The 19,871-nt window shown below is 66.6% G+C and carries 20 protein-coding genes; 14 read left to right on the top strand and 6 right to left on the bottom strand.

What is annotated here, in order from left to right; genetic code table 11:
* Positions 1 to 9: 9 nt before the first annotated feature.
* Together gatA and gatC are read right to left on the bottom strand one after the other, a co-directional pair.
* Positions 10 to 1,494 (bottom strand): Asp-tRNA(Asn)/Glu-tRNA(Gln) amidotransferase subunit GatA, encoded by a 1,485-nt coding sequence (gatA, locus tag Q0316_RS13505; protein WP_298673385.1) that lies wholly within the window; start codon positions 1,492 to 1,494, stop codon positions 10 to 12.
* The gene (gene gatC, locus Q0316_RS13500) at positions 1,494 to 1,781 is read right to left on the bottom strand and encodes an Asp-tRNA(Asn)/Glu-tRNA(Gln) amidotransferase subunit GatC (RefSeq protein ID WP_298673383.1); all 288 of its coding nucleotides are present in this window, start codon (positions 1,779 to 1,781) and stop codon (positions 1,494 to 1,496) included. Before gatC ends, gatA begins: the two co-directional genes overlap by 1 nt.
* Positions 1,782 to 1,864: 83 nt before the next feature.
* On the opposite strand from gatC, the gene Q0316_RS13495 reads away from it, so the two are divergent.
* The 5 genes from Q0316_RS13495 (at position 1,865) to Q0316_RS13475 (ending at position 6,462) form a co-directional block, all read left to right on the top strand.
* Positions 1,865 to 2,959, top strand: a complete 1,095-nt coding sequence (locus Q0316_RS13495) for a DUF3089 domain-containing protein (RefSeq protein ID WP_298673381.1) — start codon at positions 1,865 to 1,867, stop codon at positions 2,957 to 2,959.
* Positions 2,956 to 3,414 (top strand): Holliday junction resolvase RuvX, encoded by a 459-nt coding sequence (ruvX, locus tag Q0316_RS13490; RefSeq protein ID WP_298673379.1) that lies wholly within the window; start codon positions 2,956 to 2,958, stop codon positions 3,412 to 3,414. Before Q0316_RS13495 ends, ruvX begins: the two co-directional genes overlap by 4 nt.
* Positions 3,415 to 3,520: 106 nt before the next feature.
* Positions 3,521 to 4,207, top strand: coding sequence for a DUF4893 domain-containing protein (locus Q0316_RS13485; protein ID WP_298673376.1), 687 nt, complete (start codon positions 3,521 to 3,523; stop codon positions 4,205 to 4,207).
* Between the two features lie 51 nt (positions 4,208 to 4,258).
* The gene (locus Q0316_RS13480; RefSeq protein WP_298673375.1) at positions 4,259 to 5,251 is read left to right on the top strand and encodes an aspartate carbamoyltransferase catalytic subunit; all 993 of its coding nucleotides are present in this window, start codon (positions 4,259 to 4,261) and stop codon (positions 5,249 to 5,251) included.
* Positions 5,248 to 6,462, top strand: a complete 1,215-nt coding sequence (locus tag Q0316_RS13475) for a dihydroorotase family protein (RefSeq protein WP_298673372.1) — start codon at positions 5,248 to 5,250, stop codon at positions 6,460 to 6,462. Before Q0316_RS13480 ends, Q0316_RS13475 begins: the two co-directional genes overlap by 4 nt.
* Before the next feature lie 32 nt (positions 6,463 to 6,494).
* Here Q0316_RS13475 and Q0316_RS13470 read toward each other — a convergent pair whose 3' ends face one another.
* Genes Q0316_RS13470 through Q0316_RS13460 form a run of 3 tightly spaced genes read right to left on the bottom strand, consistent with a single transcriptional unit; the run spans position 6,495 to position 9,139 of the window.
* Positions 6,495 to 7,874: a tetratricopeptide repeat protein gene (locus Q0316_RS13470; protein ID WP_298673369.1), complete on the bottom strand. Its 1,380-nt coding sequence runs from the start codon at positions 7,872 to 7,874 to the stop codon at positions 6,495 to 6,497.
* A 21-nt stretch (positions 7,875 to 7,895) separates the two neighbouring features.
* Positions 7,896 to 8,423, bottom strand: coding sequence for a hypothetical protein (locus tag Q0316_RS13465; protein ID WP_298673367.1), 528 nt, complete (start codon positions 8,421 to 8,423; stop codon positions 7,896 to 7,898).
* Complete coding sequence (locus Q0316_RS13460) at positions 8,423 to 9,139, bottom strand: ParA family protein (RefSeq protein WP_298673365.1); 717 nt, start codon at positions 9,137 to 9,139, stop codon at positions 8,423 to 8,425. The genes Q0316_RS13465 and Q0316_RS13460 overlap by 1 nt, the downstream gene beginning before the upstream one ends.
* A 214-nt stretch (positions 9,140 to 9,353) precedes the next feature.
* Between Q0316_RS13460 and Q0316_RS13455 the strand changes: the two genes are divergently transcribed.
* Complete coding sequence (locus tag Q0316_RS13455; RefSeq protein ID WP_298673362.1) at positions 9,354 to 10,361, top strand: SPOR domain-containing protein; 1,008 nt, start codon at positions 9,354 to 9,356, stop codon at positions 10,359 to 10,361.
* A 74-nt stretch (positions 10,362 to 10,435) separates the two neighbouring features.
* On the opposite strand, the gene serB is transcribed toward Q0316_RS13455, so the two are convergent.
* Entirely contained in the window at positions 10,436 to 11,332 is an 897-nt protein-coding gene (serB, locus tag Q0316_RS13450; RefSeq protein WP_298673360.1) for a phosphoserine phosphatase SerB, read from the bottom strand.
* A gap of 73 nt (positions 11,333 to 11,405) precedes the next feature.
* On the opposite strand from serB, the gene miaA reads away from it, so the two are divergent.
* The 8 genes from miaA to leuA all read left to right on the top strand — a co-directional run bounded on the left by miaA (position 11,406) and on the right by leuA (position 19,848).
* Complete coding sequence (gene miaA / locus Q0316_RS13445; RefSeq protein ID WP_298673942.1) at positions 11,406 to 12,257, top strand: tRNA (adenosine(37)-N6)-dimethylallyltransferase MiaA; 852 nt, start codon at positions 11,406 to 11,408, stop codon at positions 12,255 to 12,257.
* Between the two features lie 79 nt (positions 12,258 to 12,336).
* A complete protein-coding gene (locus Q0316_RS13440; RefSeq protein ID WP_298673358.1) occupies positions 12,337 to 14,082 on the top strand; it encodes an acetolactate synthase 3 large subunit in 1,746 nt (581 codons plus the stop codon).
* A gap of 147 nt (positions 14,083 to 14,229) precedes the next feature.
* On the top strand, positions 14,230 to 14,745 hold the full coding sequence (gene ilvN / locus Q0316_RS13435) for an acetolactate synthase small subunit (protein ID WP_298673356.1): 516 nt from the start codon (positions 14,230 to 14,232) through the stop codon (positions 14,743 to 14,745).
* Positions 14,746 to 14,808: 63 nt separating this feature from the next.
* Complete coding sequence (gene ilvC / locus Q0316_RS13430; protein ID WP_298673354.1) at positions 14,809 to 15,828, top strand: ketol-acid reductoisomerase; 1,020 nt, start codon at positions 14,809 to 14,811, stop codon at positions 15,826 to 15,828.
* Positions 15,829 to 15,921: 93 nt separating this feature from the next.
* On the top strand, positions 15,922 to 16,689 hold the full coding sequence (locus Q0316_RS13425; RefSeq protein WP_298673352.1) for a hypothetical protein: 768 nt from the start codon (positions 15,922 to 15,924) through the stop codon (positions 16,687 to 16,689).
* Between the two features lie 94 nt (positions 16,690 to 16,783).
* Positions 16,784 to 17,404, top strand: a complete 621-nt coding sequence (locus Q0316_RS13420) for a YceI family protein (RefSeq protein ID WP_298673350.1) — start codon at positions 16,784 to 16,786, stop codon at positions 17,402 to 17,404.
* 3 nt (positions 17,405 to 17,407) lie between these two features.
* Positions 17,408 to 18,019 carry a TMEM175 family protein gene (locus Q0316_RS13415; protein WP_298673348.1) on the top strand — a complete coding sequence of 204 codons (612 nt, stop codon included), beginning with the start codon at positions 17,408 to 17,410 and terminating at the stop codon, positions 18,017 to 18,019.
* 170 nt (positions 18,020 to 18,189) lie between these two features.
* On the top strand, positions 18,190 to 19,848 hold the full coding sequence (gene leuA / locus Q0316_RS13410; protein WP_298673346.1) for a 2-isopropylmalate synthase: 1,659 nt from the start codon (positions 18,190 to 18,192) through the stop codon (positions 19,846 to 19,848).
* Positions 19,849 to 19,871: the final 23 nt, after the last annotated feature.

The following is a 19,871-nucleotide window of genomic DNA, read 5'->3' as shown; positions in this document are numbered from 1 at the left end:
TTTCGTTCCTTACCACCACGCCTGCGGGCGCGCCGCGAAGCCCGCGCGTTCCTCGATCGCCAGCGCGGCATTGAACACGCCCTGCTCGTCGAGCGGCCTGCCGATGATCTGGAGGCCCAGCGGCAGCCCCTCGGCGGAAAGCCCGCCCGGCACGCTCATCGCCGGCAACCCGGCGAGGCTGGCGGGCACGGTGAACACGTCGTTCAGATACATCGCCAGCGGATCGGCCTGCTTCTCGCCCAGCCCGAAGGCGGCCGACGGCGCCGTCGGCGTCAGCAGCACGTCGCACTTCTCCCACGCCGCCTCGAAATCGCGCGCGATCAGCGCACGGACCTTCTGCGCCTGCGTGTAATAAGCGTCGTAGAAGCCGGCGGAGAGCACATAAGTGCCGATCAGGATACGGCGCTTCACCTCATCGCCGAAGCCCGCCGCGCGGGTGGCCGCATACATCTGCTGAAGATTCGCGCCGTCGGGCAGATCGCGCTCGCCGTAGCGCACGCCATCGTAACGCGCGAGGTTCGACGAAGCCTCGGCCGGTGCGATAATGTAATAAGCCGGCAGCGCATATTTGGTGTGCGGCAGCGATACCTCGACCACCTCGGCGCCGGCATCCTTCAGCCACTGAATGCCCTGCTGCCACAGGGTTTCGATCTCGGCGGGCATTCCGTCGACACGATATTCTTTCGGCACGCCAACGCGCTTGCCCGCGAGGCTGGCGTCGAGCATCGCTTCCCAATTCGGCACCGGCAGATCGAGCGAGGTGGCGTCCTTCGCATCGAAGCCGGCCATCGCGCCCAGCATGATCGCGCAATCGCGCACGTCACGCGCCATCGGCCCGGCCTGATCGAGCGACGAGGCGAACGCGATCGTCCCCCAGCGCGAGCAGCGGCCATAGGTTGGCTTGATGCCCGAAATGCCGGTGAAGGCCGCGGGCTGACGGATCGAGCCGCCGGTATCCGTGCCCGTGGCGCCCGGCGCGATCCGCGCGGCGACCGCGGCGGACGAGCCGCCCGACGAACCACCCGGCGCGAGCGCGGCATTGCCGCCGTCGTTGCGCCGCCACGGCGAGATCACATTGCCGAACGCGCTCGTCTCGTTGGACGAGCCCATCGCGAACTGATCCATGTTGAGCTTGCCGAGCATCCCGGCGCCCGCATCCCACAGGTTCTGCGAGACGGTGGACTCGTAGGGCGGGGTGAAACCTTCGAGGATATGGCTCGCCGCGGTGCTCGCCACGCCTTTGGTGCAGAACAGATCCTTCATGCCGATCGGCACGCCCGCGAGCGGCTTCAGCGTCTCGCCCGCCGCGCGCGCGGCATCGGCGGCATCGGCGGCGGCAAGCGCGTGATCGGGGGTCTCGACGAGGAAAGCGTTGAGCGCCTTCGCGTTGCTGACGGCAGCGTTGAAGGCTTCGGCCACTTCGCGCGCGGAGAAGGTGCCCGCGCGCACGCCGTCGCGAATCTCGCGGATGCCGAGGTCGGTAAGGTCGGACACTATTCGATCACCTTCGGAACCGTGAAGAAACCATGCTCGGCTGCCGGCGCGTTCGCCAGCACCGCGTCGCGGATGCCGCCGTCGGTAACGACATCGTCGCGCAGGCGCAGATGATTGGGGATCACCGCCGTCATCGGCTCGACGCCCTTGGTATCGACCTCCCCGAGTTGCTCGATCCAGCCGAGGATGTTGTTGAGTTCGGGCACGAGCCGCTCGGCGGCGGCATCGTCGATCGCGATGCGCGCAAGGCTCGCGACCTTCTTAACTGTGGCAGTGTCGATTGACATGAGTGCGCCGCTACCATTGTGCATCGCGGGAAAGCAATGCCCGGCATTGCGCGCGCTGCGCCGCTGGGGCAGTCACACGCGCGATGGCCCGCAAATTTCTCTATATCGTCGCCTTCCTTACCGCGCTGGTGATCGTCGCCGCGATCGTCTTTCGTATCTGGGGCAACGATCTGATCCGCTGGCGCTTCGTCCCCGGCACCACGTTCGAGGCGCGCGCTTCGCTGCCCGCCGACGCCTATGACGTTCCGCAAATGTGGTATGCGCGGCCGGGCCTGGAAAAGAGCCCCGCATCCTGGACGCCGGCGGGCTATCACCCGAAGCCGGGCGGCGCGGCGATCTTCTTCATCCACCCCACCTCGTATCTGGAGCGCGACCACTGGAACGCTTCGCTCGACGATAAAGAGGCCAATGAGCGCGCCGAATTGTTCCTGCGCGGGCAGGCGAGCGCGTTCAACGGCGCGGGCGATATCTGGGCACCGCGTTATCGGCAGGCGGCGTTCGGCGCGTTCCTGACCACCGCGCCCGATGCCGGCCGGGCGCTCGATGTCGCCTATCGCGACGTGGCTCAGGCGTTCGACGAGTTCCTGCGCGGGATCGGGCCTGAGCGCCCGATCGTTCTCGCCGGGCACAGTCAGGGCGCGCTGCATTTGATGCGGCTGCTCAAGGATCGGGTCGCGGGCAAGCCGCTCGCGAAACGGATCGCCGCCGCTTATGTCGTCGGCTGGCCGATCAGCCGCACCGCCGATCTGCCCGCGCTTGGCCTGCCGGAATGCACCGCCCGCGATCAGCGCGGCTGCGTCCTTTCCTGGGGGAGCTTCGCCGAGCCGGCGGACCCGACGCTGATTCTAGACACGTTCGACGCCACCATCGGGCTGACCGGGCAAGCGCGGCGGGGCACCCGGATCGTCTGCACCAACCCGCTGACCGGCACCGCCGATGCGGACGCCCCGGCGAGCGCGAACCTCGGCACCTTGTTCCCCGCCGGCGACATGTCCGGCGCGACGATCGAACGCGGCAAGGTGCCCGCGCGCTGCGCCGGGCGCGGCTTCCTGCTGATCGGCGAGGCGCCGCAACTTGGCCCCTATGTGCTGCCGGGCAATAATTTCCACGTTTATGATTATGCCCTGTTCTGGGCGAATGTCCGCGCGGATGTCGCACGGCGGCTGGCCGCGCGATGATCTCCACCATCGCCGCAGAATTCCGCGATGCGCTGCCAGGCGGCGGGCGGCTGATCGGGCTGGACCTGGGCACCAAGACGATCGGCACCGCGTTGTGCGACGCGGGGTGGACCTTCGCCAGCCCTGCCCTTCTCATCCGCCGCGCCAAATTCACGAAGGACAAGGAGGCGCTCGCCGCGCTGATCGCCGAGCAGGCGGTGACCGGCATCGTCATCGGCCTGCCGCTCAACCTTGACGGCAGCGAAAGCCCGCGCAGCCAATCCACCCGCGCCTTCGCGCGAAACATCGCCGATCTCGGCCCGATCCTGCTGTGGGACGAACGCTGGTCGACGCAGGCGGTGACGCGCACCCTGATCGAGCAGGATGCGAGCCGGGCGAAACGCGCCGAACTCGTCGACAAGATGGCCGCTGCCTATATCCTGCAGGGAGCGATCGACGCGCTCGTCCGCGTATAGCCTCGCGATCCGCATTCGTTGCCGGCATGAACCAACCCGCCCGATCGCGCGTTCTCCCGGCGCGATTATGCGATCCTGTCGTCGGCGTTTCATTCGGAGATCGCGGATGGTTCTGCGTTGCCTGACCATCGGGCTGGCGAGCGCGGCGCTTGCGGGATGCGGCGCGCAGCATAGCGCCATGCGGCCAAGCCCCATGCGGCCTCATGCAACGGTGGACACCAGCACCCCGCAACCCGAATGGATGCGGATCGCCACCCCGGCGGGGCTGCGCTCGCTCGATACGCTCGACGCGCGTTTCGCCCGCGCGATCAATTCGCTTCCGCGCGGCGCCGCCGTCATCGCCCGGTCAGAAGGCGTGCTGCTCGATCCGGGGGCCGCGCAACTGGCGCCGCAATTGTCGCCCGGCCCCTATCATTGCCGGCTGATCCGGCTTGGCGGCAGGCGGGGCGTGCAATCCTTTGCGCCCGATGTCTGCTACATTCTCGCGGACAAGGACGGACCCGCCTTTGCCAAAACCACCGGCGAGAATCGACCGGAAGGCTATCTCTATCCCGATGGTGACAAGCGCATGGTGCTGCTCGGCACCTATCGCCGCCAAGGCGAGACGAAACAATATCGCTATGGCGAGGATGCCTCTCGCGATCTGGTCGGGCTGGTCGAGCGGGTTTCCGCCTTCCGCTGGCGGCTGATCCTCGATCGCGCGACGGGCGGTGGCGCATCGCTCGATATCTATGAAATGGTGCCCATTCCGCCGGAGGTGAAGGGCGCGAAGCCGATGGTGCCGAACAACTGACGATAAACACCGTTGCGCCCGCGCGCGCCGGTCACTATCCGCTCCTCTTCGATGCCTGAACCGTCGGACCACCGCCCCGCCACCCTGATACCGGGTGGCGCCGTTTTCCCTCACCGCCACCTGACCGGGATCGAGGGCCTCCAGCCGCATGAGATCATGTTTCTGCTCGATGAGGCGGAACGCTGGGTCGCGCCGAACGCGGCCCATGCCCCGCCCGATCGCCGGCTGGCGGGGCTGACCCAGATCAACGCCTTTTTCGAGAATTCGACGCGCACTTTGCTGTCGTTCGAGATCGCCGGAAAGCGGCTCGGCGCCGATGTGGTCAACATGCACGCGGCGCAATCCAGCGTGAAGAAGGGCGAAACGCTGATCGACACGGCGATGACGCTGAACGCGATGCGCGCCGACGTGATCGTCATCCGCCATATGTCGTCGGGCGCGGTGCGGCTGATCGCGGACAAGGTGGATTGCCCCGTGCTCAACGCGGGCGACGGACGGCATGAGCATCCCACCCAGGCATTGCTCGACGCGCTGACGATCCGGCGGCGGCGGGGGAGCATCGCGCATCAGCGCGTGGTGATCTGCGGCGATCTGCTGCACAGCCGGGTCGCGCGCTCGAACATCCTCGCGCTGACCGCGCTCGCCGCCGAAGTGCGGGTATGCGCGCCGACGACGCTGATGCCCCCCGCGATCGAGCGGATGGGCGTCACCGCATTCACTGATTTCGACGCGGCGCTGGAAGGAGCGGACGTAGTGATGATGCTCCGCCTCCAGACCGAGCGCATGTCGGGCGGCTATGTCCCCTCCCCGCGCGAATATCACCTGCGCTACGGGCTCACCCCGGAACGGCTCGCGCGCGCGAAGCCGGATGCGCTGGTGATGCACCCCGGCCCGATGAACCGCGGGGTGGAAATCGATTCGAGCGTCGCCGACCATGCCGAGCGTTCCGCGATCACCGAACAGGTGGCGATGGGGGTTGCTGTGCGCATGGCGTGTCTGGACGTGCTCACCCGGCGCGCGCGCGGTGTGGAGGGCTGGGCATGAACGCCGCGCTCCATTTCCGCAACGCGCGCATCGTCTGCCCCGAGGGCGGCGAGCGGACCGGCGATCTGTTCATTACCGACGGGCTGATCGCGGACACCCCGGCGACCGGCGCGATGGTGATCGAATGCAAGGGCCTGATCCTGGCGCCCGGCATCGTCGATCTCGGCGTGGCGACGATCGACCGCGCCGCATTCCGCGCCGGCGGGATCACCCGTGTCGGCTTGATGCCCGATCAATCGCCGGTGCTCGACGAGCCGGGCATCGTCCAGCGCTCCGCATTGATCGGCAAGCCGGATCTGTGGATCCATCCGATCGCGGCGGCGACGCGCGGGCTGGCGGGCACGGAATTGGCGGAAATGGCGATCTGCCAATCCGCTGGCGCGCGCGCGATCGGCACCGGGCGGCGCTGGATCGCGGATTCGGGCGTGATGCGGCGCGTGCTCGATTATGCGTGCGATCTCGGGCTGACGCTCATCACTCATGCCGAAGACAGCGCGCTGACCGGCGATGCGGTGGCGACCACCGGCGAAACGGCGACTCGGCTCGGGCTTCCTTCTGCGTCTTCGGTGGCCGAGGCACTGGCGATCGCGCGCGATGTGATGCTCGCCGAGGACACTGGAGCCACGATTCATATCCGGCAGGTGACCACGGCGGCAGGCTTCGATCTGGTGCGCGCGGCGAAACGTCGCGGGGTGAAGGTGACGTGTGGCATCACGCCGGCGCATCTGATGCTGTCCGACAATGCGATGAGTGACTTCCGCACCTTCGCCCATCTCTCTCCCCCGCTGCGCGCGGAGGACGATCGGCGCGCGGCACTGCGCGCGCTGGCGGACGGCACGATCGACGTGTTGTGTTCAGGCCATGATCCGCGCGGACCGGAAGAAAAACGTTTGCCCTATGCGGATGCCAGCCCCGGCGCCTCGGGCGCGGAGACCTTGCTCGCGCTTGCGCTCGGCATTGCGCGGGACGAGAAAATCGCGCTGGATCGGCTGTTCGCGTTGCTCGCGCGCAATCCGGCGCGGGTGCTTGGCATCGACGCGGGCACGTTCAGGATCGGGGCGCCGGGCGATGTCATCCTGATCGACGAGCAGGCGCCGTGGCTGATAGATGCGGAGCGGATGGCGGGCAAGGCGGGCAACACGCCGTTCGACGGGCTGCCCGCGCAAGGCCGGGTCCGCCGCCTGTTCAAAGGCGGGCACGAGATCGGCTGATTATCCTGCCCGCCAGCAGGCCGAACACTGGCTCAGCGCGACGCCACCTGCACGCCGCCCTTCGCCCATTGCGCGATCTGATCGCCGGCGCGCGCGCGGACGAAACACGTCCCGCCGTCCGCACGATAAGCGCGGCAGGTGGCATCAGCATCCGCGCGGCTGAACCCGCCGATCGACAGCCGATAATATTCGCGGTCGGCAACCTTGAAGATCATCCCCGCCGGCGCCTTGCCGGAGAAGCCGACGAAACGACGCTGCGCCCGCGCCCAGGCATCCTTGGCAACCCCGGATGAGGAGAAGGCGCCGATCTGGACGTACCAATCGCCCTTTTCCTGCACGCGCGCGCTACGGATCGGTGCCTGACGGCGAAGCGAAACCTCGTGCTGCGCCATCACCAGCTTCGCCGCCGCGAAATCGCGCGCCGGGATCGCCTGGACGAATTCCCGGCGCGGCGCGAAAACCACTTTGGCCGGGGTTGCGGAGGGCATCTGCGCCAGCACCGGCGCGGGCGCAGGCTCGATGACCGGCCTGGCCTGCTCCACCGCCACGGCTTGCGGCATGGGAGCGACCACAGCGGCGATCGCGACTTTCTTTGGTTCGGGCGCAGACATTACCGCGGTTCCGGCATCATTATCCGCGTTCGCGACAGCGACCGGCACCGAAGCGTTGAGCGCCAGCGCGACCGGCTGGCCGGGATCCTGCGCCGGCGTCACGCCGAGCAGCGCCGCGACCTGATCGGCGACATGATTCGGCTTGGCGAAAGCAGCCCATTGCATGATCCGCTGATCGGCCTCCGCTGGTGACAGATCGACGGCGGCCATATTGTGCGCCTCCTGCCAGCGCCCGGCCAATGCCATCGCAAGCGCGAGATTCTGCCGGGTCTTGACCGTCGCGCCCGGTGCGCGCGTCGCGGCGATCAGCACCTCCACGCCCTCGGTCGGGCTGCCCGCCAGAGCCAGTGCAAGGCCGAGATCGGTCGGATCGAGTTGCGCCGTATGAGCCGCCAGCGTCTTGCGCGCGCTCTCCCAATCCCCGCCCGCGGTCTGAGCGAGCGCGAGGTTGAGCGCGGCGCGCCCGTCGGTGGGCGTCAGCGCCAGCACGTCGCCATACGCCGTTTCGGCCGAGGCGAAGCGACCCGCCTTGAGATACGCCCCGGCGAGCAACGCGCGGTAACCCGCATCGCGCGGCTGCATCGCCACCGCCGCCTCGGCAAAAACGGCAGCCTGCGCCGCCTGCCCTTTGGTCAGCGCCTTACGCGCCTTTTCGGCGTTGGCGGCGGCCTGCTTCGCCACGCCCGCATCACTGCGGCTGCTGGCGGAAGCGACGCCCGCGCCGCCCTGCGTGCAGCCCACCATGGCGCCACCGAATACCAGCGCCGTAAGGCTCAGGCTGGCGACCGCGCGAATCCTCATGACCATATTCCTGTATCCCGATCAGCGCTTCTTGCGCGGCGGCAGTTGGGCAACAAGCGTCTCCACCTCCGGCAGTGTGGCGATGAAGGCGTCCAGCGCCTCGGTGACGAGTTGCTGCGCCGAACGATTGCGCGTGGCGGAGGCGAGGCGCAGCCGCAGATGGCGTTCCTCATCCAGCCGCAACGTGAAGGCGCTTTTGCGACGATGCGCGGTTTCGCGCCGGATGCGTGCCGCTGTCGCCACCGACACGTCCACTGCCGGCGGCAGCGGGGTGAGTGCGACGTGGGCCTTCGACGCGGGCATTTCCTCGCCGATTTCGGCTTCCGCCGGGAATGCGGAGGTCAGTTCCTCCTGCAAGGCTTCGCGCGCCGCCAGGACCGGCGGCACGATCGGCGGCTCTCCCATGTCGTTCCAGCCGAGCGCGTCGCCCGCGGTGGAAAGACCGGCGAGGCTGCCGAATCCTTGTGGACGCATCGCGGGGCGAGCCTGCCCCTTGCGCGCGAGCAACCCCGACGAGAGCGAGGCGAGCGGCTTCGGTGCGCCGAACATCAGCCGACCACCCGCCGGCCAAAGCCGGCTGCCGCGGTGCGAGAGGCGACGAACCCGTTGACCGTGCTTGGCGTCGTGAAAACCGTGCGGCGGAAGTTCTTTTCCAGGCGATCCGAAATATAGCTCCACAGCGCGACGACCTCGCTGGCGGAGCGCCCCTTCGGATCGGTCTCCATCACGGTGCGACCGTCGATCATCGAGGCGGCGAAATCGGTGCGCTGGTGAATCGTGACCGGCGCAACGGTGCCATGCTGCGACAGCGCAACCGCCGCCTCGCTGGTGATCCGCGCCTTGGGCGTGGCGCCGTTGACGACAAAGATCAGCGGCTTGCTCGCGCGCTCGCACAGATCGACCGTCGCGCCCACGGCACGCAGATCATGCGGGCTGGGGCGCGTGGGAATAACGATCAGTTCGGCGACCTGTATCACGCTCTGAATGGCCATGGTGATCGCGGGCGGCGTATCAATCACCGCGAGTTTGAAACCCTGCTGGCGCAACACCTCCAGATCGGCGGCGAGACGCGCCACGGTGGTCTGCGCGAAGGCGGGATATTCCGCCGTCCGCTCATTCCACCAATCAGCGAGCGAACCCTGCGGGTCGATGTCGATCAGCACGACCGGGCCGGCACCGGCAAGCTGCGCCTGCACCGCGAGGTGGCCGGACAAGGTGGTCTTTCCAGACCCTCCCTTTTGCGATGCCATTGCGAGAACGCGCATGAGTCCCTCAAATCCACCTGTTCAGAGGGCCGAAATGCCATGAGGGAGGATAAGGAAAGGTAAATGGCGCGGAAGGGCCTCGCGTTATGGTTTGGCGCCGAATGCTGCGGCGAGCGGACGCTCCGTCGCGGGCTTTGCCGGAACGAATGGTTAATTGCCTGGTGATAGGGCTTCAGGCATGTTTCGGGAACATCAACGGGATGGGGGCTGGGCGATGAGAATGGCGTATCTCGGCGCATGGGCGCTGATGGCGGTGGCGGGGCCAGCGATCGCGGATGTGAAAGCCGGGGTCGATGCGTGGAGTCGCGGCGATTACGACAAGGCGGTCGCCGAATGGCGCAAGCCGGCGATCGCCGGGGACGCGGATGCGCAGTTCAACATGGGGCAGGCCTTCAAGCTCGGGCGCGGCGTGCCCACCGATCAGAAACAGGCGATCGACTGGTTCCATAAGGCCGCGGTGCAAGGCCATGCGCAGGCGCAGGACAATTACGCGCTCAGCCTGTTTCAGGAAGGCCGCAAGGCGGACGCCCTGCCCTGGCTGGAAAAATCGGTGGCGCGCGATGAGAAGCGCACGGAACTGGTGCTCGGCACGATGCTGTTCAACGGCGATGCGGTGAGGAAGGACTGGGCGCGCGCCTTCGCGCTGGTCTCGCGCTCGTCGCAGCAAGGCTTGTCGCAGGCTTCGCAGACGCTGGCGCAGATGGATCAATATATCACCCCGGAGCAGCGCCAGCAGGGGCTAGCCATGGCGAAGCGGATCGAGGTGGACGGCCGCTATGCCCGCCTCGCCGCCGCGACCTCTCCCGCGCCGACAGCGGAACGGGCGCAACACACCGCCGCGCCGCGCCCGCCTGTGTCATCGCCCGCGAAAACACCGGGTGCCAGCTATCCGGTGCTGGGCCGCGAGAAGGCCGCGCCTGCGCCGAAACCGGCGAGGGTCGCCAGTGCCGCACCCCTGCCAGCCAAACCGAAAGAGGCAAAGCCTGCTCCCGCCCCCGCCGCAGCGGCGAACGGAAGCTGGCGCATCCAGCTCGGCGCCTTCCGCGACGCGGGCAATGCCCACGCCCTATGGGGCAAGATCGGAGCGAAGACCGGCGGTCGGGTGAATTACGTCAAGACCGGGAATATCACGAAGGTGCAGGCGAGCGGCTTCGCCAGCCGCGCTTCTGCCCAAGCCGCGTGCGGCAAGGCGGGCGTGCCGTGCGTGGTGTTGGCACCGTAACGGTCTGCTCCGGCAGCGCGAATAGGCGGGACGCGGAACGGTCGTCTTAGGATCGGAACGGCAGCTATCCGAAATCAACCGTCGCCGTTCAGGGGCACCACCCAGTCCTTCCGTGCGATCCCCTGCGCCCAGAGCAATGCCGTGAGATCGCCGTGATCGATCCGGGCGGCGGCGGCGGCGGCCACGATCGGCTTGGCGTGATAGGCGACGCCCAACCCGGCGATGCCGATCATCGCCAGATCGTTCGCGCCATCGCCCACCGCCAGCGTCTCTACGTCGGCAAGGCCCAGTTCCGCGCGCGTCTCGCGCAGCGTGCGCTCCTTGGTGGATGAATCGACGATCGGCTTGGCAACCGTGCCGGCCAGCCGATCCCCCGCGACGTGAAGCCGGTTGGCGATCACGCGATGGAAGCCGATCGTCTCCCCCACCGGATCAGCGAAAGCGGTGAAGCCGCCCGAAACGAGCACCGCGGTCGCGCCGCGCGCGCGCATCGTGCCGACCAGCGCCGCCGCGCCGGGCATGATCCGCACCCGCTCCGCACGGCAGCGTTCGATCGCATCCGCGCCCAACCCCTTGAGCAGCGCCACGCGCGCATCCAGCGCGGCGGCGAAATCGAGTTCGCCACGCATCGCCGCCTCGGTAATCCCGGCGATCTGCGGCTTGATCCCGGCATAATCGGCGAGTTCGTCGATGCATTCGATGGTTATCATGGTCGAATCCATGTCCGCCACCAGCAGCTTCTTTTCGCGGTCGACGCTCGCCTGCACGACGATATCGACGCGATCGAACGCGCCCTCCAGACTGGCTCGCGCGGCCTCCGGCTCCCGCGCGAACGAGATATCCGCCGCATCGCCCTCGTCGAGCCACGCCGGTTCATCCGGCGCACAGCCTTTCGCGGCGAGCCGCGCCTTCGCGTCAGAGAGGATTTGGGCGGTGAGCCGTCCCGTTGCTATCAACGTCGCCGTGAACATCGAACTCCCTCACTCCCGCCCAGCGGTGGCGCTCATCGCAGGGCCGACGGCAAGCGGCAAGTCCGCGTTGGCGATGGCACTGGCGGAACGCGCGAACGGCGTGGTCATCAATGCCGACGCGAGCCAGGTCTATCGCGACCTCAGCATCCTGAGCGCCCGGCCCGACGCGGCGGACGAAGCGCGCGTGCCACATCGCCTGTTCGGCTATATTGACGGGGCGACCGCCTGTTCGGCGGCGCAATGGGCGGCGGACGCGCGCGCCGCGATCGCCGAAGCGCATGACGAGGCGCGGCTGCCGATCCTCGTTGGCGGCACCGGGCTTTATCTGCGCACGCTGATTGCCGGTATCGCCCCGGTGCCCGACATCGACCCCGCGATCCGCGCCGAGGTGCGCGCGCTGCCCGTCGCGGAAGCGCATATCGCGCTGTCCCGTGAAGACCCCGCCGCCGCCGCACGGCTCGCCCCCGCCGACACGGCACGGGTGGCGCGTGCGCTTGAGGTAATACGCGCGACGGGGAGAACGCTTGCCGACTGGCAGACGCAACCGAGCGGCGGAATCGGCGCGTCGATTGATCTGCGATCGCTGATCCTGCTGCCGGATCGAGACGAACTGGTCGCGCGGTGTGACGCGCGACTCATCGCGATGTTCGACGGCGGCGCGGTGAATGAGGTCGCGCGGCTGGTGGCGCGCGCGGACGTGCCCCTCGATGCCCCGGTACGCCGCGCGATCGGCGTGCCGGAGATCGCCGCGATGCTCGCGGGCGCCATTGATCGCGAACAGGCGCTCCGTGAGGCGCAAATCGCGACGCGGCGTTATGCCAAGCGACAATATACCTGGTTCCGCAACCAGCCGCCGCCGGACTGGCGGCGCGTTGCGGAGGTGTCGAGAGACGATTTGAAAGAATATTTCAATATTATTATTTGACGCGTAATATTTGATGCACTAGCGAGCTTCAACCGCGCACGCTATTCGCTTGTGCAGCATGAATGAAGGAGTGATCGACGTGACCGAGAAAAGCGGAGCAGACATCCTGGTCGAGGCGCTGTGCGATCTCGGCGTGGAAGTCATCTTCGGCTATCCGGGGGGCGCGGTCCTTCCGATTTACGACGCGATCTTCCGTTCGGGGCGGATTCGCCACATCCTCGTCCGCCACGAACAGGCCGCGACCCATGCGGCGGAGGGCTATGCCCGCTCCACCGGCAAGCCCGGCGTGGTGCTCGTCACCTCCGGCCCCGGCGCGACCAACGCGGTTACCGGCATCACCGACGCGCTGCTCGATTCGATCCCGATGGTGGTCATCACCGGGCAGGTCGCGACGCACCTCATTGGCTCCGATGCGTTTCAAGAGGCCGATACCGTCGGCATTACGCGGCACTGCACCAAACACAATTATCTGGTGAAGGATCCCGCACGGCTCGGCCCGGTGGTGCATGAGGCGTTCCATATCGCCACCTCCGGTCGCCCCGGCCCGGTGGTGATCGACATTCCCAAGGACGTGCAGGTCGCCACCGCGAGCTACGCGAAGCCCGGCCCGATCCAGCACAAGACCTATCGCCCGCCGGTGAAAGCCGATCGCAGGGAAATCGAGCAGGTCGTCGATATGCTGGCGGCGGCGGAACGCCCGATCCTCTATACCGGCGGCGGCATCATCAATTCCGGCCCGGCGGCAAGCCAGATGCTGCGCGAACTCGCCAAGATCACCGGCGCGCCGGTGACCTCCACGCTGATGGGCCTTGGCGCCTATCCCGCCTCCAGCCCGCAATGGTTGGGGATGCTGGGGATGCACGGCACCTATGAAGCCAATATGGCGATGAATCAGGCCGACCTGATCGTCGCGATCGGCGCGCGCTTCGACGATCGCGTGACGGGCCGGCTCGACGCGTTCAGCCCGAACAGCCGCAAGGTGCATATCGACGTGGATCGCTCGTCGATGAACAAGACGGTGCGGATCGACCTCCCCATTCTGGCGGACGCCGGCCACGCGATGGAGGACATGATCCACATCTGGAAATCGCGCCGCCACCCAAAGCCCGACATCGCCGAATGGTGGCGCCGGATCGACGGCTGGCGCGCGGTGAACAGCCTCGATTTCCCGGAAGGCGGCGAGGAGATCATGCCGCAGCGCGCGATCAAGGCGCTGTGGGATGCGACCCACGCCAAGGCGCCGATCATCACCACCGAGGTGGGCCAGCACCAGATGTGGGCGGCGCAGCATTTCGGATTCGACAGCCCGAACAAATGGCTCACGTCGGGCGGGCTCGGCACGATGGGCTATGGCCTGCCCGCCGCGATCGGCGCGCAGCTCGGCCATCCGAACGCGCTGGTGATTGATATCGCGGGCGAAGCCTCGATCCAGATGAACATTCAGGAACTGGGCACCGCTACGCAATATCGCCTGCCGGTGAAGATCTTCATCCTCAACAACGAATATATGGGCATGGTCCGCCAGTGGCAGGAACTGACGTATGAGAGCCGCTATTCCGAAAGCTATTCGGATGCGCTCCCGGATTTCGTGAAGCTCGCCGAGGCTTATGGCTGGAAGGGCATCCGTATCGAGCGGCCCGACCAGCTCGAAGGCGGCATCGCGGAAATGCTCGCTTACGACGGGCCGGTAATGGTCGATTGCCGGGTGGCGAAGCTCGCCAATTGCTTCCCGATGATCCCGAGCGGCGCGGCGCATACCGACATGATCCTGCAGGCGAACGAGGTTTCGGGCACGATGAACGACGAGGCGAAGGCGCTGGTTTGAACCAACTACCTCCCCTCCCTTTCAAGGGTGGGGCCGGGGGTGGGTGGAGTGCTCGGATACGGCACCCCGCAAAGCCTGCCGCCCCGTACCACCTGGACGCTACCCACCCCCAGCCCCACCCTTGAAAGGGAGGGGAGCGAGAAGAAGATGCACATCAGGGAAGAAACAACCGAGCGCCATACGCTGGCGGTGATCGTCGATAACGAACCGGGCATCCTTGCCCGGATCGCGGGGCTGTTCACCGCGCGCGGCTATAATATCGAAAGCCTGACGGTGAGCGAGATCACGGCGGACAAGCAGGTCAGCCGGATCACGATCGTCACCTCCGCCAGCCCGGCGACGCTGGAGCAGATCGTGGCGCAGCTCGATCGGCTCGTCCCGGTCCACCGGGTCCACGATCTCACCGCCGAGGGCGATCACGTCGAGCGTGAACTGGCGCTGGTGAAGGTGCGGGGCACCGGCGATCATCGGATCGAGGCGCTGCGGCTGGCCGATGTCTATCGCGCCCGCGTGGTCGACGCGACCACCTCCAGCTTTGTGTTCGAGGTGACCGGCAGCATCGAGAAGATCAACAAGTTCGTCGAGCTGATGGGCGAAGTCGGCCTGATCGAGGTCGCCCGCACCGGCATCGTCGCCATATCGCGGGGCAGCGAACCCGCCTGAACCTTCATTTCCAATGCCCGCGTGCGGGCCACATTTACCGAGCATTCACGAAAGGATTATCACATGCGCGTCTATTACGATCGCGACGCCGATCTGAACCTCATCACGGCCAAGAAGATCGCCATCCTCGGCTATGGCTCGCAGGGCCATGCCCATGCGCAGAACCTGCGCGATTCGGGCGTGAAGGAAATCGCGATCGCGCTGCGCGAAGGCTCGGCCACCGCGAAAAAGGCTGAAGGCGCCGGCTTCAAGGTCATGTCGAACAAGGAAGCGGCGAAGTGGGCCGATATCCTGATGATCCTCGCGCCCGACGAGCATCAGGCGGCGATCTGGGAGAATGATCTGAAGGGCAATTTGCGCCCCGGCAGCGCGCTCGCCTTCGCGCACGGGCTCAACGTCCATTTCGGGTTGATCGAGCCGCCGGCGGATATCGACGTGATTATGATCGCGCCAAAGGGGCCGGGCCACACGGTGCGTTCCGAATATGCGCGCGGCGGCGGCGTCCCCTGCCTGATCGCGATCCATCAGGATGCGAGCGGCAACGCGCATGATGTGGCGCTGGCCTATGCCTCGGGCGTCGGCGGTGGTCGCTCGGGCATCATCGAGACGAACTTCCGCGAGGAATGCGAAACCGATCTGTTCGGCGAACAGGCGGTGCTGTGCGGCGGCGCCACCGCGCTCGTCCAGGCCGGTTTCGAAACGCTGGTCGAGGCGGGTTATGCCCCTGAAATGGCCTATTTCGAATGCCTTCACGAACTGAAGCTGATCGTCGATCTGATGTATGAAGGCGGCATCGCCAACATGCGCTATTCGATCAGCAACACCGCCGAATATGGCGACATCACCACCGGCCCGCGCATCATCACCGACGAGACGAAGAAGGAAATGAAGCGCGTGCTGGCGGACATCCAGTCCGGTCGCTTCGTCAAGAACTTCGTGCTCGACAACCGCGCCGGCCAGCCCGAGTTGAAGGCGGCGCGTAAGGCCGCCAGCGCGCACCAGATCGAGCAGGTCGGCAGCAAGCTGCGCGCGATGATGCCATGGATCGGCGCGAACAAGCTGGTGGACAAGGAGCGCAACTGATCCGGCCTGTAACCGGCCTGTAATCCGAAAACCGCGACGAACCGTGTTTGATCGCTGGTGCATTCCCGCCCTCGCCTCTCTAGAGGCGGGGGCGTGATTCGTGCGGCGTCCTACCGTTCCTCGTCGTACCAGTCGCAAGTCGGCGTGCGCGGGCGCGCCGGTGCGCTGCTGCTTTCGATCGCGGTGGGCGTCCTTGTCGTCCTCGCGCTCATCACGGTCGGCGCGATCACCGGAACGCCGCTGATCGTCGATATGCGCCCGCTCTCCACCTTCAACGTGTCCGAGGCGAAGGGCGAGCAACGCAACAAGACCAAAACCGTGGTCGAGCGCCCGAAGGCCGAAAAGCAGGAAAGGCACCAGGCCGCTCCGCCGCCGCGCGCCACCTCCGCGCCCACCCCGCCGATCACGCTGCCGGGCGTCATCATGCTGTCGCGCGCCGATTACGCCGCATCCGATATCGGGCGGATCAGGTCACAGCGTGACCAGAGCGCATCGGCCAATGGCGACACGGGCAATCATGCCGCGCCCAACGGATCGCAGGTCGCCGCCGCCGGGGGGGCGCCGGGTGGCGAGGATCTGTATTACGCCGAATGGTATCGCGAGCCGACCCATGCCGAAATGGCGACCTATCTCCCGGCGCGGCAAGCAGCCGGCTGGGGCATGGTGATCTGCCGCATCGCGGAACGCTATCATGTCGAGGATTGCCGCGAGATCGGGGAGACGCCGGGATCGGGCATATCGCGCGCGCTACGCCAGGCATCATGGCAATTCCTCGTCCGCCCGCCACGCCGGGGGGACAAGCCGCTGATCGGCGCATGGGTGAGGATCAAGTTCGATCTGATCGAAGGCGCGGTCAAATAGCGGCATCGGATGCGGAAACGCCGCGTTTCGATTTTCTGCGCTTCCCCCTGTCCGCCGCTTGTGGTTCAATCCACGGAAAGAAAAGGGAACTCCAATGCGCTTCACCGCCATCGCCGTCATCGCCCTCGCCTCCACCGCGCTCATCGCGCAGCAAGCGCCCAAGGCGCCGCCGGGATCGCATGATCCCGCCGCCGTGGTGGCGGGCACCTATACGGTCGACCCACGACACACGCTGATCGAATGGACCGTCGATCACCTTGGCTTCACGCCCTATTTCGGGCTGTTCGGCGATACGACCGGCACGCTGACGCTCGATCCGGCAAAACCGAACGCGGCGAAGGTCGAGGTCTCCATCCCCGTAAGCAAGGTGCTTACGGCCAACCCCGATCTCACCGCGCACCTGCTCCGCGCGCCCAAGGAAGGCGCCAAGGCCGATTTCTTCGGCCCCAGCCCGGCTGATGCGCACTTTGTCTCCACCAAAGTGACGGCGAGCGGCGAAAACGCGAAGATCGACGGCAACCTCACGCTGAACGGCGTGACGAAGCCCGTCACGCTCGACGTCAAATTCCATGGCGCGGGCAAGATGATGGGCAAGGACAATGTCGGCTTCACCGCGATGACCACGATCCGCCGCAGCGATTTCGGCGTCGGATACGGCGTCCCGATGGTGTCGGACGCGGTGACGCTGAAGATCAGCGCCGCCTTCGTGAAATAAGCGATGGCGCAGGACGAGGCCGGCGAAGGCCAAGGCGTCGGCCGGGTGGAGGCGTTCTCCGACGGCGTGATCGCGATCATCATCACGATCATGGTGCTGGAACTGAAGGTGCCGGCGGCGGACGGCATCCGCAACATCCTGGCGATGTGGCACCTGTTTCTCGCTTACGCGCTGAGCTATATCTACGTCGGTCTCTATTGGGGCAATCATCACCGGCTGCTGGGCCATGCGCGCACCGTCGGCAACGCGCTGATCTGGTCGAACCTCGCATTGCTGTTCGGCCTCAGCCTCGTGCCGTTCGGCACCGCCTATCTCGGCGAGCATGAGTTCAGCCGGACGGCCACGCAGGTCTATCTCGTCACGCTGATCCTCCCGGCTGTCGGCTATGCCTGGCTGCAACGCGTGATCGCCAAGACCGGCGCGCGGCACGAGGCGGCGCGCGATTATCACCTGCGCACCACGCGAAAGGGCTATTTCGCGGTGGTGGTCTATACGCTCGGCTTCGCGCTCACCTTCGTCTCGCCGTGGCTGGGGATCGCCTGCGCCGCGCTGGTCGCCCTGTTCTGGATCGTGCCGCATACGCCGTTCGACAGGCTTTTCGCGCGCCGGGGCTAGACAGCGCCACCCTTCCGGGGTTACCGCGTGCCGTAATGACGCAGGTGTTCGGCCTTCTCCTTCGACTTACGCGCCCTTAGGCGCGAACTCTGCCGCGTGGGCTTCCCACGCCGACGCGCCTAAGGGCCAAGCCGAACGACCCAATAGCCTCCCTGCAACAGAGAGCCGTCATGCTGCGCGATCCATCCACGAAATATCGTCCGTTCCCGACCATCGACATCGCCGACCGTACCTGGCCGTCGAAAACCATCACCCGTGCCCCGCGCTGGCTTTCCACCGATCTGCGCGACGGCAATCAGGCGCTGATCGACCCGATGGACGCGGAGAAGAAGACGCGTTTCTTCGATCTGCTGGTGAAGGTGGGGATCAAGGAGATCGAGGTCGGCTTCCCGAGCGCGGGCGCGACCGAGTTTGATTTCATCTCCGGGCTGGTCACGTCGGGCCGCATCCCCGACGACGTGACGATCCAGGTGCTGACGCAATCGCGCCGCGACCTGATCGAAACGAGCTTCCAGAGCCTGAAGGGGGCGAAGCAGGCGATCGTCCACCTCTACAACGCCGTCTCCCCGGCATGGCGCAAGATCGTGTTCGGCATGTCGCGCGACGAAGTGCGCCAGATCGCGATCGAGGGCGCCAAGGTGCTGCGGGACGAAGCCGCCAAGCAGCCGGACACCAAGTGGATATTCGAATACAGCCCCGAAACCTTCTCCACCGCGGAACTGGATTTCTCGGTCGAGGTGTGCGCCGCGGTGATGGATATCCTGCGCCCGACGCCGGAAAACCCGATCATCTTCAATCTGCCCGCGACGGTCGAATGCGCGACGCCCAACGTCTATGCCGACCAGATCGAATGGTTCGGGCGCAACATCCCCAATCGCGACAGCGTGGTGATCTCGCTCCACACGCATAACGATCGCGGCACCGGCGTCGCGGCGGCGGAACTGGGGCTGATGGCGGGCGCCGATCGCGTCGAGGGCTGCCTGCTGGGCAATGGCGAGCGCACCGGCAATTGCGATCTCGTGACCGTCGCGCTCAACATGTACACGCAGGGCGTCGATCCAAAGCTCGATCTGTCGGATATCGACGCGATCGTGAAGACGGTGGAATATGCCACCAACATTCCGGTCCACCCGCGCACGCCCTATGCCGGCGATCTGGTGTTCACCGCCTTTTCCGGCAGCCATCAGGATGCGATCAAGAAGGGCTTCGCCGCACAGGCCGCGCGCAACGACGATCTGTGGGAAGTCCCCTATCTGCCGATCGACCCGGCGGATCTCGGGCGCAGCTATGAAGCGGTGATCCGTGTCAACTCGCAATCGGGCAAGGGCGGCGTCGCCTGGGTGATCGAGCAGGACAAGGGGCTGAAACTGCCCAAGCGGATGCAGGCCGATTTCAGCCGTGTCGTGCAGGCGCTGGCCGACGAATCGAGCCGCGAACTGAACGCCGTGGATATCTGGGGCGCGTTCGAGCGCACCTATCTGCCCAGCGTGAAAGACCGCTTCATGCTGCGCGATTACGAGGAAACCGGCCCGGCAGGGGACCGCCGCTTCGTTGGCCGCGTCGCGATCGACGGCGAGGAACGATCGCTCTCCGGGCGCGGCAACGGGCTGATTTCAAGCGTGATCGCGGCCCTTGCCGAAACGACCGGCCCCGATCTGGAGGTGGTGGATTACAGTGAGCACGCCATCGGCAACGGCGCCCATGCCCAGGCGGCAACCTATCTCGAATGCCGCACCGCCGACGGGCGCACCGTCTGGGGGGTGGGAATCGATTCGGATATCGCGACCGCCAGCGTCCGCGCGGTGCTGAGCGCCGCGAACCGGGCCTGAAGCGGGCGGTTCCCGCCGGCGCG

Origin of the sequence: uncultured Sphingomonas sp., assembly GCF_937871615.1 — a bacterium.
Lineage (GTDB): Bacteria > Pseudomonadota > Alphaproteobacteria > Sphingomonadales > Sphingomonadaceae > Sphingomonas.
The sequence above is the reverse complement of the archived record's forward strand: the minus strand, read 5'-3'. Positions and strand labels throughout refer to the sequence as shown.

Excerpts from the sequence above, each read along its gene's own strand:
- gatC (WP_298673383.1), bottom strand. The coding sequence starts at position 1,781 with ATGTCAATCGACACTGCCACAGTTAAGAAGGTCGCGAGCCTTGCGCGC.
- Q0316_RS13495 (WP_298673381.1), top strand. The coding sequence starts at position 1,865 with ATGGCCCGCAAATTTCTCTATATCGTCGCCTTCCTTACCGCGCTGGTG.
- ruvX (WP_298673379.1), top strand. The coding sequence starts at position 2,956 with ATGATCTCCACCATCGCCGCAGAATTCCGCGATGCGCTGCCAGGCGGC.
- Q0316_RS13485 (WP_298673376.1), top strand. The coding sequence starts at position 3,521 with ATGGTTCTGCGTTGCCTGACCATCGGGCTGGCGAGCGCGGCGCTTGCG.
- Q0316_RS13480 (WP_298673375.1), top strand. The coding sequence starts at position 4,259 with ATGCCTGAACCGTCGGACCACCGCCCCGCCACCCTGATACCGGGTGGC.
- Q0316_RS13475 (WP_298673372.1), top strand. The coding sequence starts at position 5,248 with ATGAACGCCGCGCTCCATTTCCGCAACGCGCGCATCGTCTGCCCCGAG.
- Q0316_RS13470 (WP_298673369.1), bottom strand. The coding sequence starts at position 7,874 with ATGAGGATTCGCGCGGTCGCCAGCCTGAGCCTTACGGCGCTGGTATTC.
- Q0316_RS13465 (WP_298673367.1), bottom strand. The coding sequence starts at position 8,423 with ATGTTCGGCGCACCGAAGCCGCTCGCCTCGCTCTCGTCGGGGTTGCTC.
- Q0316_RS13460 (WP_298673365.1), bottom strand. The coding sequence starts at position 9,139 with ATGCGCGTTCTCGCAATGGCATCGCAAAAGGGAGGGTCTGGAAAGACC.
- Q0316_RS13455 (WP_298673362.1), top strand. The coding sequence starts at position 9,354 with ATGAGAATGGCGTATCTCGGCGCATGGGCGCTGATGGCGGTGGCGGGG.
- serB (WP_298673360.1), bottom strand. The coding sequence starts at position 11,332 with ATGTTCACGGCGACGTTGATAGCAACGGGACGGCTCACCGCCCAAATC.
- miaA (WP_298673942.1), top strand. The coding sequence starts at position 11,406 with ATGGCACTGGCGGAACGCGCGAACGGCGTGGTCATCAATGCCGACGCG.
- ilvN (WP_298673356.1), top strand. The coding sequence starts at position 14,230 with ATGCACATCAGGGAAGAAACAACCGAGCGCCATACGCTGGCGGTGATC.
- ilvC (WP_298673354.1), top strand. The coding sequence starts at position 14,809 with ATGCGCGTCTATTACGATCGCGACGCCGATCTGAACCTCATCACGGCC.
- Q0316_RS13420 (WP_298673350.1), top strand. The coding sequence starts at position 16,784 with ATGCGCTTCACCGCCATCGCCGTCATCGCCCTCGCCTCCACCGCGCTC.
- Q0316_RS13415 (WP_298673348.1), top strand. The coding sequence starts at position 17,408 with ATGGCGCAGGACGAGGCCGGCGAAGGCCAAGGCGTCGGCCGGGTGGAG.
- leuA (WP_298673346.1), top strand. The coding sequence starts at position 18,190 with ATGCTGCGCGATCCATCCACGAAATATCGTCCGTTCCCGACCATCGAC.